The 15,741-nt window shown below is 53.1% G+C and carries 13 protein-coding genes; all 13 read right to left on the minus strand.

The window, feature by feature from the left end; all coding sequences use genetic code 11:
- Positions 1 to 71: 71 nt before the first annotated feature.
- On the minus strand, positions 72 to 1,370 hold the full coding sequence (locus tag G536_RS0112810) for an ABC transporter ATP-binding protein (protein ID WP_022823998.1): 1,299 nt from the start codon (positions 1,368 to 1,370) through the stop codon (positions 72 to 74).
- Positions 1,371 to 1,397: 27 nt separating this feature from the next.
- Positions 1,398 to 2,294, minus strand: a complete 897-nt coding sequence (locus G536_RS0112815) for an ABC transporter permease (protein WP_245575818.1) — start codon at positions 2,292 to 2,294, stop codon at positions 1,398 to 1,400.
- Positions 2,295 to 2,500: 206 nt separating this feature from the next.
- Positions 2,501 to 3,436, minus strand: a complete 936-nt coding sequence (locus G536_RS0112820) for a GDP-L-fucose synthase family protein (RefSeq protein WP_022824000.1) — start codon at positions 3,434 to 3,436, stop codon at positions 2,501 to 2,503.
- A 70-nt stretch (positions 3,437 to 3,506) separates the two neighbouring features.
- The gene (locus tag G536_RS0112825) at positions 3,507 to 4,490 is read right to left on the minus strand and encodes a glycosyltransferase (protein WP_022824001.1); all 984 of its coding nucleotides are present in this window, start codon (positions 4,488 to 4,490) and stop codon (positions 3,507 to 3,509) included.
- A 5-nt stretch (positions 4,491 to 4,495) separates the two neighbouring features.
- A complete protein-coding gene (locus tag G536_RS0112830) occupies positions 4,496 to 5,497 on the minus strand; it encodes an STELLO glycosyltransferase family protein (protein WP_022824002.1) in 1,002 nt (333 codons plus the stop codon).
- Between the two features lie 267 nt (positions 5,498 to 5,764).
- Entirely contained in the window at positions 5,765 to 6,874 is a 1,110-nt protein-coding gene (locus G536_RS0112835; RefSeq protein WP_022824003.1) for a DegT/DnrJ/EryC1/StrS family aminotransferase, read from the minus strand.
- 51 nt (positions 6,875 to 6,925) lie between these two features.
- Positions 6,926 to 8,743 carry a hypothetical protein gene (locus G536_RS0112840; protein ID WP_157530606.1) on the minus strand — a complete coding sequence of 606 codons (1,818 nt, stop codon included), beginning with the start codon at positions 8,741 to 8,743 and terminating at the stop codon, positions 6,926 to 6,928.
- Between the two features lie 252 nt (positions 8,744 to 8,995).
- Positions 8,996 to 9,940 carry a glycosyltransferase family 2 protein gene (locus G536_RS0112845; protein ID WP_022824005.1) on the minus strand — a complete coding sequence of 315 codons (945 nt, stop codon included), beginning with the start codon at positions 9,938 to 9,940 and terminating at the stop codon, positions 8,996 to 8,998.
- Positions 9,941 to 9,977: 37 nt separating this feature from the next.
- Positions 9,978 to 10,934, minus strand: a complete 957-nt coding sequence (locus G536_RS0112850; protein ID WP_022824006.1) for a GNAT family protein — start codon at positions 10,932 to 10,934, stop codon at positions 9,978 to 9,980.
- Positions 10,922 to 11,326 carry a sugar 3,4-ketoisomerase gene (locus G536_RS0112855; protein WP_022824007.1) on the minus strand — a complete coding sequence of 135 codons (405 nt, stop codon included), beginning with the start codon at positions 11,324 to 11,326 and terminating at the stop codon, positions 10,922 to 10,924. Before G536_RS0112855 ends, G536_RS0112850 begins: the two co-directional genes overlap by 13 nt.
- A gap of 4 nt (positions 11,327 to 11,330) precedes the next feature.
- A complete protein-coding gene (locus G536_RS0112860) occupies positions 11,331 to 12,275 on the minus strand; it encodes a UDP-glucuronic acid decarboxylase family protein (protein ID WP_022824008.1) in 945 nt (314 codons plus the stop codon).
- Positions 12,276 to 12,387: 112 nt separating this feature from the next.
- Positions 12,388 to 13,737 carry a UDP-glucose dehydrogenase family protein gene (locus tag G536_RS0112865; RefSeq protein ID WP_022824009.1) on the minus strand — a complete coding sequence of 450 codons (1,350 nt, stop codon included), beginning with the start codon at positions 13,735 to 13,737 and terminating at the stop codon, positions 12,388 to 12,390.
- 44 nt (positions 13,738 to 13,781) lie between these two features.
- Entirely contained in the window at positions 13,782 to 15,698 is a 1,917-nt protein-coding gene (gene asnB / locus G536_RS0112870; RefSeq protein ID WP_022824010.1) for an asparagine synthase (glutamine-hydrolyzing), read from the minus strand.
- Between the last annotated feature and the right edge of the window lie 43 nt (positions 15,699 to 15,741).

The raw sequence follows: 15,741 nt of genomic DNA on the forward strand, positions 1-15,741 counted from the left end.
CAAGCTTACACCGTGTCGGTAAAGCTCTTCTCCACTTTGTTGAAAAATAATGGGATTAGGAGTATGATCTTTTACTTCTGCTTCAACCCAATGTTTTGAAAGTTAATATTTCCAAATACTGGCTCCCATAGTGTTATCATTTTTTCTCTAAGACTATCAGTATACATTATTTCAAAAAACAAAGTTTGTTCAATAATGTCATAGTCTGTTATACCAGTAGTTTCATCTCCAACACCTATAGAAAAGGAAAGGTAATACTGGCCTTTAGCAAGTTGATGGTTTTTGACAACCAACTCTATTTCACTTGTCTCTCCCTTTTTAATAGAAAAAATCTCGTTAGAGAAAAAAGTACCTACTGGAGTTTCATCAATTTTGAAAACAGAGAAAGCTATTCTGAAAGCTTGTGAATCAATAGAACTTCTGATTTTTAAGAGAAGAAGTATGTCATCTTGGATAGAGTAGCAATTATTTTCAAATGCATTTAGAAATTCTACCGACTCATATATTATAGCTCTAGAGGCCTCCCAAAGACGGTGGCTTTTGTTTATAATTACTTTGGCAGCATTATTAAACTCAAGAAAATTAGCTATGTAATAATCTACAGTTTGGGCTGCAGTACCAGCGTAAGCCAGTTGACCATTCCTCATCAATAAGCCGGTAGTGCAAATATTCTTTACGGCAGCCATACTGTGGCTCACGAAAAGGATGGTGCGGCCGTCGTTGCGGCTTACATCTTCCATCCTTCCGAGGCACTTCTTCTGAAACTCGGCATCGCCAACGGCCAGCACCTCGTCCACAATCAGAATCTCGGGCTCCAGAAAAGCCGACACAGCAAAGGCTAGGCGCACATACATACCCGAGGAGTAGCGCTTGACCGGCGTGTCGATGTAGCGCTCAACACCCGAAAAATCCACTATCTCGTCGAACTTGCGGCTGATCTCGCTTTTCGACATGCCCAGGATGGCCCCGTTCAGGTACACATTCTCGCGGCCCGTCAGGTCGGGGTGAAAGCCCGTGCCCACCTCCAGCAACGAGGCAATCCGGCCCTGCACTTTGATGCGCCCGGTGGTAGGCGCCGTCACCTTCGACAGAATCTTGAGCAGCGTGGACTTGCCCGCCCCGTTGCGCCCGATGATGCCCAGCACCTCGCCCGCCTTCACCTCAAAGTTGACATCCCGCAACGACCACACGTAGTCACTGGTACCCTTGCTAGTACGGTCGTTGACCTCGCCGACCTTGGCAAACGGGTCTTCTTTGCCCCGCACCTTCGACCACCACCGGTTCAGGTCGTGACTCAACGTGCCCGTGCCAATCTCCCCGAGCCGGTACTGTTTTCCTAGGTCTTCTACTCGTATGGCAATGTTACTCATGCTGGGCGCTGATTCGGGCAACCAAGCTTACACCGTGTCGGTAAAGCTCTTCTCCACTTTGTTGAAGATGATAGTCCCGATAATCAGAATAGCAACCGTAAATGCAGCACTATAGCCCAGGTAGGACCAGTTGAATGCGCCAGACCCCAAAAAGCCATAGCGGAAGGTTTCCACAATGGCACTCATAGGATTTGCCAGAATAATAGTTTTGTAAGAAATACCCTTGATTTCGCCTGTTATGCTAGATAAAGGGTAAATGACGGGGGTGGCATACATCAAAAGCTGAATCCCGAAAGTAAGCAACATCGCTAGGTCACGGTACTTGGTAGTCAACGCACTGAATATCATTCCTAGTCCAAGAGACATTAATCCCATTATTATCAGGAGTACTGGAGTAAGCGCAATAACCCAATTTGGCTGAATGGTAGTACCACCCCGCACAACGTAAAACAGCCAGATAACCAGAAATAACCCGAACTGGATGAGAAACCGGACCATGTTCGATATAACAATGGATACCGGCATTGTCAGGCGAGGGAAATACACTTTCCCAAAAATTGCCGCATTAGCGACAAACACCGTGGAAACAGTCGTCAATGTAGCCGCAAAATAGCTCCACACTGTCACGCCCGCTAAATAGAACACCACCTGTGGCAGGCCGTCAGTTGACAGCCGAGCTACCTGCCCGAACACGATGATGAAGGTGATAGTGGTGAGTAGAGGTTGGATAAAAAACCAAAGCGGACCTAAAATCGTCTGCTTATAGGTTGATACAAAATCCCGCCGAACAAACATCATAACCAAGTCTCGATAGCGCCATACGTCACCAAGGCGCAGGTCTAGCAAGTTGGTTTTTGGCTCAATAACCTCCGTCCACTCTTTGTTAGTGGCTGGAATAGTTGATGCCGGTTCGGTATGATTCAAGGCGTCCGTGGTTTGCACAATAGATGTATTAACAAGATTTCTGCTGGGACTTACAGCCCAGAAATGACTCTCTATTTTTCTAGAGTCAGCACCTACTACCTAAGCACCTATTTGATCTGCGTGTGCAAAGGTAGCCCAAATGAGACAAACTGGGCGCACCTATCCCATCCCTTGCTTAGGAGCATGGGGACATATAGTGCCGCCAGTTAGGCAGGACGCTCTACGCCAAACGCATCGGCATACACGGCCGCTATGCCTTCTTCCAGGCCAATAGTAGCCTTCCAGCCCTTTTCAGCCAGCTTACTAACGTCCATTAGCTTGCGTGGGGTACCGTCGGGGTAGTCGGTGTTAAAGCGGATGGTTCCTTCGTAGCCAACAGTACGCTGCACCAGCTCGGCCAGCTCACGGATGCTGAGGTCAGTGCCGGTGCCCACGTTCACGAGGCCGGGCTCGTTGTAGTTTTCCAGTAGCCAGTAGCAAGCTTCGGCCAGGTCATCGACATGCAGAAACTCACGGCGGGGTGTGCCGGTGCCCCACACTTCCACTTCAGGAGCGCCAGCGAGCTTAGCTTCGTGGAACTTCCGGATTAGGGCCGGTAGTACGTGCGAGTTTTTGAGGTCGTAGTTGTCGTGGGGCCCGTAGAGGTTGGTGGGCATGGCCGAAATGTAGTTGCAACCATACTGGCTCCGGTATGCGTCACAGAGCTTGATACCAGCAATTTTAGCAATGGCGTAGGGCTCGTTGGTGCTTTCCAGGGTACCAGTCAGCAGAGCATCTTCCTGCAACGGCTGCGGGGCCATCTTCGGGTAGATACACGACGACCCCAAAAACAACAGCTTTTTCACCCCATTGAGGTAGCTGTTGTGGATGACGTTGTTCTGTATCATCAGGTTGTCATACAGAAACTCGGCCCGGTAGATGTTGTTGGCGTTGATACCACCCACTTTAGCAGCAGCCAGCACCACGTAATCTGGCTTCTCAGTGGCAAAGAACTCGGTTACGGCCTGTTGGTTACGCAAATCCAGCTCCGACGATGTACGCGTAATGAAGTTGTGGTAGCCAGCTTTTTCCAAACGGCGGAGGATGGCTGAGCCCACCATACCACGGTGGCCGGCCACATATATTTTGGCGTTTTGTTCCATAGTTGTAGTCAGTGTCCGGCGGCTACGCGCGGGTAAAGGCAATTTTCCGAGAGAAGTATTAATGGGCAGGCTAGTTCTTCCACCAGTTTAGGTCCACTGAAGCTGGCGTACTGGTTGCGGGGGCTGTGACCTGTGGGCGTAAGGATTGAACCAGGGAAGTGGGCAGCAGCTGCTTCACCAACGGGTTGACCGTAGAGCCCAGAATCATGCGGCGGGTGCGAGAACTGTAGCTTAGCAAACCCGGCAGCTTAGCCCAGGCAATAGGTTTCGCCGCAGCAGCATCCCGCTTGGCCGTCCAGTTGATTTCCCAGTAAGTGTACAAGTTGCGGCGTTCCTCATCGGTGAGCTTGAAATGCGACCCGTACGTGGGGTTCTGCTCGCAGCTTTCCACCATCTTCACCAAATTAGGATACCACTTCGGCGAGGTAGCAGTGCGCTGGTCGGGGTGCAGCTGATAAGCAGCCAGCATATCTGGAATGGCGCGGCCGGGCGCGAAGTGCGCTACCCGATACCACAGGTCGATGTCGGCGCACATATCCACTTCTACGCGCATACCGCCGGTTTTCTCGAGGGCTTCGCGGCGCACAAATGTGGCGTGCTGAGCGGGCACAAACTCGAACAGGATGGAGCGGGGCGTAATTGGGCCCGTGAAGGAGTTGGCGTACTCGATGTTGTCGTGCAGATCGATACCGTATTCACCGCCGGAAACAAAGCTGGCTTCCGGATACTGCTGAAACGCTTCAGCCATGCGTCGAAAAGCTCCTGGCAAGTAATAGTCGTCGCTGCTTTGTATAGCTACCACTTCGCCGGTAACGCGAGCTAAGCCCTTCGTTACGGCATCAACGAAGCCTTTATCCCGTGCCGACCACCATTCAATCTGCTCATCGTACTTTTTAAGTACGTCTACAGTTTCATCATTCGAGCCACCATCCGACACAATAACCTGCACTGTGCCGGGGTAATCTTGGCGCAGGATGCTAAGCAGTGTCCGCTCGATGAAGCGGCCCTGATTCCAGGACGGAATAACGATGGATAGGGATGGAAATTCCTGCATGAAAATTACTTGGTCAAGGAAGCTACGTCGGCCAGCCACAAATCAAGCAGCTCGATTTCCTGCTCGGTCACAATATTTTCTTTGGCCAACTCGGCGTATGCCCGACGCAGGTTTTCACTTACGGTCACCGACTTATCAATGGCGCGGGTAACAGCGGCAATAACCCGATTTGGGTGCAGGTAGCAAGGGATTTCTGACTCAAAATCCTTTACATAATCGTGCGGGTTGCGTTCTTGGAGCACAGTGGCTTCTGTGAAGCCCAAGCGGTAGCCATGTGCCCACAGAATGGGCTGAGCCACTAGGCCGCGCAGGATGTCGGTGAAGCGAAACGTAACGTAGGCTGGCAGATAGAGCAACGGAAACAGCTCACGCCGTACAGCTGTGTTCTGCGAGTTGAAGGGGCACAAGGTACCCTCGGCCAGCACAATAGGGGTACGCTTATCGAAGAACACCTCGGTGTTATCCACGAGGCGGTAGATGGCATCTACGTCCGGGTCACTGTCGGCTAATCCCTGCCAGATACCGATTTTCGCAGTTTCAGTGGTCAGCTCCTCTTCCTTGAGGTTGTGCTCATTGTTGAGGATGAGGTCGAGCGGGTAGCCCCGAGGCCAGATGTGGTGGCTGGTGAAGTTCTTATAAATATTGACAAAGCCCTTATCGGCCGGCGATGTGGCAAATTCGCCTTCCATAGTCGGGAACGTCCAGTCGTCGTACGGAATGTTGTCGTCGTCGGTGTCTACAATTACTTGCGCGCCGTTTTTGATGGCATGCAGATAGCCCATCATCTTGCGGCCGTAGTGGTTGAAAGGCAGCTTAGTAGCCATTTGAAAGCCCATAGCTTCCTGATCGGCCACCGATAAGTACACAACGTTCGGTTCGCTCCAAGTAGCGGGCGACTTTTTGTCGCCGGCCACCACCAGCTGATAGTCCGGCAAGCCGGCAAATTTGGTAACCGCCTTAGTCGGCGCAAAAATGGAGGTAATAACGATGCTCGTAGTCGTACTCATGCAACTAGTAAAGTAGGGTAAGCCACCGGCCATTACCGGCAACGTAACAGCCAGGACAGTTCAGTGAACCCAGTTATATGGTGCGTGAACTGCTTTTGGCGTCGCAAAGGTAGCTGATTTTCGGCAAGCAGATTTGTGTCATTCTCTTTTCGGGCCGGTTGGCGGCCGGTTGCCAGCCTGATTCTCAGCGCTTAACCCCAATGACAAGCGCTATCTGGCTACCGCTATAATCCACTCTTTACTAGCCATTTCACTACTGGCACTTCTCTAGTGGCCGGCAAAGAAACTCTTTATAGCATCAGCAACCGCCGATATATCAGCAGGCCGCATACCAGGCCACATGGGTAGGCTTAAGCTGGTAGCGGCTAGCTCTTCGGCAAGGGGATATGCGCCGGCCGGAATTTGCAAATGAGCATACGCCTCCTGCCGGTGCGGTGGTATTGGGTAGTGAATGAGCGTGCCGATGCCTTGCTCAGTGAGGTGCTGCTGAAGCGCGTCTCGGTGGTGGGTGCGAACTACATACAGGTGGTAGACATGTGTAGCGCCAGGGGCTACAGCGGGCAGCACCAAGTCACCCAGGCCCGCTAGCTGCTCGTTGTAGAGACGCGCTACCTCTTGGCGCTGTCTGGTCCAGGTGAGCAGGTGGGGCAACTTTACGCTGAGCACGGCGGCCTGCAACTCATCAAGCCGTGAGTTGTGGCCGATGACTTCGTTGTAGTATTTGCGCTGGGAGCCGTAGTTACGCAACGTTTGAATACGGGTAGCCAAATCGGTGCGTTTGGTGGTTACGGCACCGGCGTCGCCGAGGGCTCCTAGGTTTTTGCCGGGGTAGAAACTGGTAGCATTCACTGCTCCGAAGCTACCGGTCAGACCTCCCTCCCACTGCGCACCCTGCGACTGGGCGTTGTCTTCGACCACCCAAAGCCCGTGCTTCTGCGCTACACTCAGTATTGGGCCCATCTCGCAGGCCTGGCCGTACAAGTGCACCGGCATAATGCCTTTGGTACGCGGCGTAATGGCCGCTTCCAAGCGGGTCGGGTCGAGGTTGTAAGTATCCGGGTTAGGCTCCACCGGCACGGGTGTTGCGCCCATAAACGATACGGCTAACCAAGTGGCAATGTAGGTGTTGCTGGGCACTAGCACTTCATCGCCGGTACCTACCTGCAACGCTTCCAGAGCAAGGTGCAGTGCATCGAGCCCATTGGCAACTCCTATGCAATGCTGTACTTCGTTGAATTGAGCATAAGCTTGCTCAAACGCCTTAACCTGGTCGCCAAGCACATACCATTGCTTGTCATAAACAGCTGCTATGGCCGCCAGTATGTCGGCACGCAACGGATCATGCTGAGGAGAAAACGAGAGAAATGGAATACGCATAGCGGAGCTTGAAGCGGCCTTGGGAAATGAGTGAAAGACCGAAAGGCAAAGCTACCAAGACGGAATTTTATACGGGTCGGCGGGCTGCAAAAAATGACGGCGGCGTAGTACGTATAGCTTCTCGCCGGAATAAGAATCAACGTACATTTCGGCCACTAACGGCTGCAACACAACCGGCAACTGGGCCAATCGGGAAACACAAATAAAAGACAAACCGGCCTGCCGGACTAGCTCATACCTAGTGCTATCAAGCGAGGTACTACGGTTTTGGATTGCCCGAAATTTAGCAAATCGGTAGAGTGTGGATTGGTGTACAATCTGTTTGGCCTGCACAGAGTCGCGCGCGAAACGAGGGTCTGTGGTAAGGCTGTCAGCGTCGAGTACCGAGAGGGAAATTAGAGCGTAGTGATTTTTGAAATTGGACACATAGTTGCCCGCAGTATATGAATCAGCCGATAGTGTGTAGGCGTTTATATAGTCAGCATCGGCTAGCAGATAGCCTCCTCTGGCTCCAAGAGTGGGCATCACCCGTTGCATCTGCCGCAAAAACTCCGGTGAGTAGCGGGTGGTTACGTGGCCGGGGTGCGTATCGGTAATCAGTTCATAGCTATTCACAATCAGCAAAAGCAGCAAGCCTACTACAGTTAAGCCATACATGCGGGGCCGCGCATTTTCTAGCCCGGCGCCCAGCAGGATAGCCAGCACAACAGGTGTAAGCGGAACCATTGGGTTGGAAAAGAATTGAAAACCATCCAGAAAATGATGGCCCAAGGTTCGCATAACGGCCGCAGCCAACAAGCTAGCCGCAAACCACACCAGTATCACATGCTGCTGCTTACCTATGGCTATCGCCCGCCGGCTGGCCAAAAGCACACACCATACTACCACGCCATACCCCAAGAAATAGATACTGAAGTTGAGCAGAACGCCTACTGCTATATTGAACAGTGTTTTTATTTCCTTGAATTGCGGTACAACAGCTTGTAGCAATTGTCCCTGGCTGGTCCCAGGAAAATGGTATCCAGCCGAGTGTAAAAGATAAAATACTATGATGTAAACGCAGACCAATGCCATTGGCCCAACCATAGCTGCCGCTGTTTGCCAGCGAAGCTGCCCTGCCAACCACAAGTACAACGCTAGCATAGCCACACCGGCGCCAGCTACTGGCGCGGCCGGCACAAACACCAACGGCACCACAGCCAGTGCTACCGCCGCCGCTAGGTAGTGGCGAGACAGGAGAAAAGCAGCTCCTAGGAGCATAAACCAGTAAATCGGGGCCAGCTTGGGCTGCAAAGGCAACAGCAAACTGGATAGTAGTGCCCCGTTTTGCACCAAAGAAATATGCTGCAAAAAGGGCCATACCACACCTGTTACCGTTAGGAAAAGCACAGCAAGCGTCAGCACCCACCAACGACGCAACTGAAAATGCGCGAAAATTGCGGCAAACCCAATTGCGGCAATGGTTATCATCACCGAAAAGGCGCAAAGAAACATGCACCAAACAGAGGGCAAGCCGGTCAATTCAACCAGCAGGGCATTCCACCATATTTCCAAATAATGGTAGGGATATGGAGCTAGGAACTGCGGATAAAATACTTCCAGCGAGTTGGTTTCTACCCCGCGCAAAGCCAACGGCGTAGCCAGCCGCGCATAGAAAACATAGTCTTGAAAAGGCGTCCGCAGAAATTCTGAACTGATGTCAACAAGCAGCAGGTAGCGCGTCAGAAAGATTAACGAGCCTAATACTAATAGCCAAGGCAGTTGTTGACTGCCGCTTCGGGAAACAGGCACGATATGGCGACCAACAGCAATATTAGCCGTGCTCGGCTGGCGCAGCAGCCACAATAGTCCAGCCAACAACAGCAGCATGGGTAGCATAATAGTAGCGCCCCGTGTGCAATATGTAGCATAGCAGCAACTCAGAGTGCTGCTGCCGAATACCAAGGAAATAAATAGTGCTAGCCATGGCTCCCGCGGGGCAGTCTTACACAGGTTCAACAGCAGTGCTCCAACTGCATAGCTGGCTAGCAAAGCCGTTAAAGTAAGAAGCCCTAATTGCAGGAATAACGTCATATAGCCGGCGAGTCCGGTGTACTGCGTGGCTTTTGCGGCACTGGGCGGCTACTTAGCAGAATCCGTATTGTATACTTTTTTGACTACATACAGTGGGCGGTTACGGGCCGCATCCATGCCACGCCACACGTACTCACCAATGATGCCAAGGGCTATCATCTGAAACGCCGATACGAACAGCACCACTACCATGAGAGTAGTCCATCCAGCGGGGCCTTGCGGGGCAAATATGCGCAGGCCAATGACATACAAACCAAATAACAAAGCCGCAAAACCCAGCAGCAAGCCCACTACTGATATAACACGAATCGGAAAAAAGGAAAACGAGAGTAACGAGTCGATGAAGAGCTTCAGCTTTTTCTGCAAGGTCCAGCGCGACTTTCCAATTTCGCGCTTGCGGCGCACGTACGGAATATTCACGTAGGAATAGCCGAGCCACACCATCAAATAAAAGATGTTGCTGTTGCGCTCCTGCATGCGCACAATATCGTCGCGCACTTGCCTATCAAAAAACACGAAATCAAACCCACCGTCCGGGATGTTGCGCAACGCCAGATGCTTCATCAGCCAGTGAAACAGCTCGGCGGTGCGTTTCGCCCAGCCAGTTTCCTCCCGATCTTGCCGGTTGCCAATCACCAGCTTGAAGCCCTGCTGCCAGTGGCCGTACATCTGCACCATCAGCTCGGGTGGGTCCTGCATATCGGCCGTAATAATAGCCATACAGTCGCCGGTAGCCTGCTCCATGCCCGCCACAATGGCATTGTACGAGCCTACGTTACCCACCAGTTCCACTACCCGAATTCGGTCGGGATACTGGGCCCGCGCCGTAAGTAAGGCTTGCAGCGTATGGTCGCGCGAGCCATCATCCACGAATATGTATTCAAAAGATACTTCCGGCGGAAAGCGGGCTTCGTTGGCAATCAGCTCCCGTACCGTTACCGGGATATTATCTTCATTGAAGTAGCAGGGAACAATGACGGAAAGCGTGGGCATGGGGAATTTCGGGAGGAATTTCAGCGCAAGGTAGCGCTTAGCGGCTTGGGTAGTGGTAAGCCAGTATATGCGTGGTACCACCAAGCTTGAAACCCAGTTTCTCGCAGGTCCGGAACACGGCCCGATTGGTAGCTTGGGTGGTCATCAGCACGTAGCCGGCGCCTTGTTCCCGGGCCCGCTGTATCGTTTCCGACACCAGCCGCAGGTGCCAGCCCCGGTTTTGCGGCCCCACCGCCGTCAGTACCACCCTACACAACCCCACTCCCAACTGGCGAGCATCGGCAGTCAGGTCACTGATAGCCAGGAACGAATCAACAGGTAGACCAGGCTCATCAGGTATAAGAACCGCGTCGCAGTAACCTTGCACGGCCGCGCTGGCGTAACGCGCCAGAAATGCATCCGCTTGCGCTTCACCAAACCACGGGTCGGCATGAAATCGGTCGTAGGGGTTGTGGGCCGCTGCCGCTATTTCACCGATATGCTCGGCTTCTTCGAGCTTAGCTAAACGCACCGGGTAACGTGGCTGCTCGAATTCAACTACTTGGTCGTGGTAGAATTGCAGCCGGGTTTCCACCAGCCGCCAGCCGCTAGCCGTCAGGGTCTGTAACAGGGCCGTATCCTCGGCTGGCACTTCGCTGAAGCAATAGAAGCTACCGGTAGCCGCCTGCTGCTGCTGCCAGGCCCGCACAGCCAAAACCCGACCGGCCAGGGGCGCAGTCGGGTTGAAGAGGGCCGTTAGTAGTTTAATAGTGCGAGTTCCAAAGAACTCGGAATCCCATGGTAATTCAGTCAGCAGCAACTGTAGAAGCTGTTGATCCGGTATCTGAAAGGTAGTCAGTTGCTCGTGCGGCGTGACCGGAAAGCGGGCAAAACGTCCTACTCCGAACAGCTGGTTTTGCTGCTCACCCGCGGCCCCTCGTATAAAGCTGTAGGGCGAGTGGAATGCAAGCACCGCCGCCCGTTGGGCCAGCAAGCCAGCATTCAGCGCTTCCATATCCGTTGAAACTCTGAGTGGTCCCGGATGTAATCTTGCGCATTATAAGGTAACGAAGCCATCACCAGTTGCACCGCCGAATGCGAATACTGCATGGTGTGCCACACATACGGCGGAATGTACAATCCCACGTGCGGGTCTTCCAGACGAAAAAGCTCTACTTCCCCGTTGGCTAGCTCGGTGGTAACGATAATGCGGCCAGCAACGGCCACCAACACCTGTTCGGTGCGATGATGGGCGTGCCGGCCGCGTAGCACACTTTCCGGCGTATAATACGTCCAGAAAGTGCGCTTTATCTCGAAAGGAATCTGCTGAGGATGTTCAGCTATTGAAATGAAACCAATGTCCGAAGCCCCCACCTTGGGGAATTCAATCAGGTAGGGGCCTTCCATTTATCTACTTCACGTGCGCTTTGAAATACTCCAGCGTGCGGCGCAGGCCTTCGGCTCGGTCCACTTTCGGCTCCCAACCCAGAATCTCCTTAGCTTTGGTGATGTCTGGCTTGCGTTTCATCGGGTCGTTTTCGGGCAGAGCTTGGTAGGTTGGCTTGAACTCCACGCCGGTCAGACGCGCAATTTCTTCCCCAAACTCCTTGATGGTGATTTCCGACGGATTGCCGATGTTCACGGGCAAGTGGTAGTCGCTCAGCAGCAAGCGGTAGATGCCTTCTACTAGGTCATCCACGTAGCAGAAGGAACGCGTCTGCGAACCATCACCGAATACGGTCAAGGCCTCGCCGCGCAACGCCTGCGACAGGAATGCTGGCAATACGCGGCCGTCATTGAGGCGCATCCGGGGACCATAGGTGTTGAAGATGCGGATGATGCGCGTCTCCAGACCGTGGTGGTTGTGGTAAGCCATGGTTATGGCCTCCTGGAAGCGCTTGGCTTCGTCGTAGCAGCCACGCGGACCCACAGGGTTTACGTTGCCGAAGTACTCTTCCACCTGCGGGTGGATTTCTGGGTCGCCGTACACTTCCGAGGTACTGGCAATCAGAACACGGGCACCTTTCACGCGAGCCAGGCCCAGCAGGTTGTGCGTACCGAGCGAGCCCACTTTTAGGGTTTGAATCGGAATTTTGAGGTAATCGATGGGCGATGCCGGCGAAGCGAAGTGCAGGATGTAATCCAGTTTGCCAGGCACGAATACGAACTTCGATACGTCGGCGTGATGGAACTCGAAATCTTCGCGGCCGAATAGGTGTTCAATGTTGCCGATATCGCCGGTTACGAGGTTGTCCATGGCAATGACATGGTAGCCTTCCGCCAGGAACCGGTCGCAGAGGTGCGAACCCAGGAAGCCAGCGCCGCCGGTGATTAGTATGCGTTTCTTGTCAGACATAATAGGTTGTACTTGATGCGTAGTTGATGCTTGGTATTTCGTGCTCAGTGCTTCGTGCTTAGGCTGTTCCACCACTGATTAACAGAACTGCCTAAGCACGAAGTACTACCAACTAAGCACTAACTTGAGCAGGCTCCTGGTGAGCGGTACGGATGCCGATGCAGTGATATGCAAAGCCGGCTTCCTTCATTTCCTGCGGATCGTAAATATTACGACCATCAAATATAACCTTTTGCTTTAGGAGCTTGCCTACTACACCGAAGCTTGGCGAGCGGAACTCGGGCCATTCGGTGATAACCAGCAGAGCATCAGCATCTACCAACGCCTCGAACTGGTCTTTGGCGTACGTTACGGTGTTGCCGAGCGAGTGCTTGGCTTCGGGTACGGCTACTGGGTCGTACACCGATACGGTGCAGCCATGGGCTAACAACTTCTCGATGATAACCAACGAAGGAGCCTCACGCATATCGTCAGTTTTGGGTTTGAACGACAGGCCCCACAGCGCCAGCTTGCGGCCTTTCAGGTCACCGCCGAAGTGCTTCTTCACTTTGTCGAACAGCACCTCTTTCTGTGCCTCGTTTACGCTTTCCACGGCTTTTAGCACCTGCATCTGGTAGCCGTTTTCGGAGGCCGTTTTGATGAGGGCCTTCACGTCTTTTGGAAAGCAGGAACCACCGTAGCCGATACCAGGGTAAATGAACTTGGTGCCGATACGCGCGTCAGAACCAATGCCTTTGCGCACCATGTTCACGTCGGCACCCATGATTTCGCATAGGTTGGCAATGTCGTTCATAAACGAAATCTTGGTCGCCAGCATGGAGTTGGCGGCGTATTTCGTCATCTCGGCCGATGGAATGTCCATGAAGATGATAGGGTGGCCATTGAGCAAGAATGGCTTGTAGAGCTTGCTCATCACATCCTGCGCCCGCTCCGACGACACGCCTACCACAATCCGGTCGGGCTTGAGGAAGTCGTCGATAGCCGCACCTTCTTTCAGGAACTCAGGGTTGGAAGCTACATCAAACTCGATGCTGGAATTGCGCTTGGCTAATGCCTGGGTCAGTTCGTTGTGCACCTTGGCGGCGGTACCTACAGGCACGGTGCTTTTGGTTACCACTACGCAATAGTCGGTGATGTTTTCACCAATGGCCCGCGCTACGGCCAGCACGTATTTCAAGTCGGCCGAGCCATCTTCGCCGGGAGGGGTGCCTACCGCAATAAATGCTACGTCAGCATCTTTTACACCTTCGGCAATATCGGTGGTGAAGTGCAAACGACCCGCCGACACATTGCGGGTTACCATCTCTTCCAGGCCTGGCTCGTAAATCGGCAGGATACCTTGCTTGAGATTGTCAATTTTTTTCTGGTCAATGTCGATACAAGTAATGTCCATGCCAACTTCGGCAAAACAGGTACCTGTAACCAGACCGACGTAGCCGGTGCCAACTACTGCTACTTTCATAAGGAGCGTAAAAAAGTGGAGAGAATATGATTAAGGGCGTGGGATCAAACTTCGGGGGCCATCATATAGCGTTTCCACCAATGCTGGAATACAATAAGTGCCCAGATACGGGCATGCACGTCGCCGGGGCTACGAGAAAAGAGTTGAGTCTTCAACCCTCGAATAGCGTTAATATCAAATATACCTTGCGCTTCGATAAATCCATCGGATAATAAATCTTCTTCAATCAGCGGGCGCAGCTCCCCGCGGAACCACTTCAGCAACGGCACTTCAAAGCCGTGCTTAGGGCGCTTGTATAATTCTTCGGGTAATAGCGGGCGGAAGGCATCCTGCACGATGCGCTTCTTCATTTTCGCGTCAATTTTGCTTTCCACTGGCAGCGAGAAAGCAAAGCGCACCACGTTGGGGTCGAGGAAGGGCGGCCGAACCTCCAACGAGTTAGCCATACTCATCATGTCCACCTTGGCCAGCATGTCGTAGGGCAACACCAGTTGCATGTCGGTGAGCAGCACCTCATTTAAGTCGCCGTCTGCGTGCAGGTTTTCCAGGATATCCTTGCGGCGCTTCTCGGCCAGCTTCTTGCCCACTTTGCGGCGCGAGGCCGCGCTGAGTAAACCGCGCGCATCGGCGGCCGAAGCAAACGTGGCCCAGTCCCAGTACCGATCCTTAGGGCCGCTGAGCATGCCCCGCGAAAACCGCTGAAACTGCCGTATCCGGTTGCCGAAAAACGAGTTGCGCGACTTCGGCAGAATATCCCATAGCAAATTCAGACCGGTTACGGCTTCGGCTTTGAAACCGCCTTCCCGCACCTGAAACTCACCCATGTGCTTGTTGTAGCCAGCAAACATTTCATCGGCGCCGTCGCCGGATAGAGCAACAGTGGCTTTTTCGCGGGTGCGCTTGCTGAGGATGTACACGGCCAGCGCCGACGAATCCGCAAAAGGCTCGTCGATGTAATCCAGCACATCGAAAATATGGTCGTAGAGGTCCTGGTTGGATAGCGAGAAAACCGTGTGGTTGGTTTTGTACTTCTCGGCAACCAGCTTGGCGTACTTGGTTTCGTCGAAAAACGGCTCGTCGCGGTAGCCGATGCTGAACGTATTCAGGTGCTCGGTGTGGCGCGAGGCTAAAGCCACAATCACGCTTGAATCGATGCCACCGCTCAGAAAGGCACCCACAGGCACGTCGGCTACGAGGCGGCGGGCGGTGGCGTCGTCGAGCAAGTCCACCAGCTTCTTTTGCTGCTCTTCGTAGGTGAGCTTGTTTTTGCTGGCCTTCTTGGGGTCGTACGGGATTTTGTACCACCGCTTGCGCACCACTTTCTTACCTTTGATATAGAGGTAGTGGCCGGGCAGTAATTTGCGTACTCCTTTGAAGATAGTGGCGGGCCCCGGAATGTAGTTGAGTTGCAAATAGTGGCTCAGGGCCACATAATCGAGCTTGCGCGGAATGCCTAGCGCCAGCAACGACTTCATTTCGGAGGCAAACAGAAACTTGTCTTCGTCGCGATACACTAGGATGGGCTTCTCCCCCATCCGGTCGCGCGCAATGAAGAGCGAGTCTTCCTCCTTATCGTAAATGGCGAGGCCAAAGAAGCCGTTCAGCTTTTTCAGGAACCCGCGCCCCTCGGTGATATAGAGGCGCAGAATTACTTCGGTATCGGTTTGGGAATGGAACTGGTGGCCTTTCTTAATGAGGCGCTGCCGCAGCTCCCGGAAATTAAAGATTTCGCCGTTGAAAACGATAGTATAGCGCCCCGACTCATCGGTCATGGGCTGGTTACCGTCGGCGGAGAGGTCGAGGATGGCTAAGCGCCGGAAACCCAGGCCACACCGGTCGTACACAAAATGTCCCTGCGAATCGGGGCCACGGCTGACAATAGCGTCGGTAGAAGCCGGTAGCGCGGCCAGCACAGTACGACCTGTATCAGTAAAAGCAAATAATCCGGTTATTCCACACATAAGGCGGGTAAAAGTACGAAGGAAGAAGACTAGTTCAGTAAAA

Source organism: Hymenobacter norwichensis DSM 15439 (assembly GCF_000420705.1).
GTDB lineage: Bacteria > Bacteroidota > Bacteroidia > Cytophagales > Hymenobacteraceae > Hymenobacter > Hymenobacter norwichensis.

Coding starts and splice junctions, on each gene's coding strand:
- G536_RS0112810 (WP_022823998.1), bottom strand. CDS start 1,370: ATGAGTAACATTGCCATACGAGTAGAAGACCTAGGAAAACAGTACCGG.
- G536_RS0112820 (WP_022824000.1), bottom strand. CDS start 3,436: ATGGAACAAAACGCCAAAATATATGTGGCCGGCCACCGTGGTATGGTG.
- G536_RS0112825 (WP_022824001.1), bottom strand. CDS start 4,490: ATGCAGGAATTTCCATCCCTATCCATCGTTATTCCGTCCTGGAATCAG.
- G536_RS0112830 (WP_022824002.1), bottom strand. CDS start 5,497: ATGAGTACGACTACGAGCATCGTTATTACCTCCATTTTTGCGCCGACT.
- G536_RS0112835 (WP_022824003.1), bottom strand. CDS start 6,874: ATGCGTATTCCATTTCTCTCGTTTTCTCCTCAGCATGATCCGTTGCGT.
- G536_RS0112840 (WP_157530606.1), bottom strand. CDS start 8,743: ATGCTGCTGTTGTTGGCTGGACTATTGTGGCTGCTGCGCCAGCCGAGC.
- G536_RS0112845 (WP_022824005.1), bottom strand. CDS start 9,940: ATGCCCACGCTTTCCGTCATTGTTCCCTGCTACTTCAATGAAGATAAT.
- G536_RS0112850 (WP_022824006.1), bottom strand. CDS start 10,934: ATGGAAGCGCTGAATGCTGGCTTGCTGGCCCAACGGGCGGCGGTGCTT.
- G536_RS0112855 (WP_022824007.1), bottom strand. CDS start 11,326: ATGGAAGGCCCCTACCTGATTGAATTCCCCAAGGTGGGGGCTTCGGAC.
- G536_RS0112860 (WP_022824008.1), bottom strand. CDS start 12,275: ATGTCTGACAAGAAACGCATACTAATCACCGGCGGCGCTGGCTTCCTG.
- G536_RS0112865 (WP_022824009.1), bottom strand. CDS start 13,737: ATGAAAGTAGCAGTAGTTGGCACCGGCTACGTCGGTCTGGTTACAGGT.
- asnB (WP_022824010.1), bottom strand. CDS start 15,698: ATGTGTGGAATAACCGGATTATTTGCTTTTACTGATACAGGTCGTACT.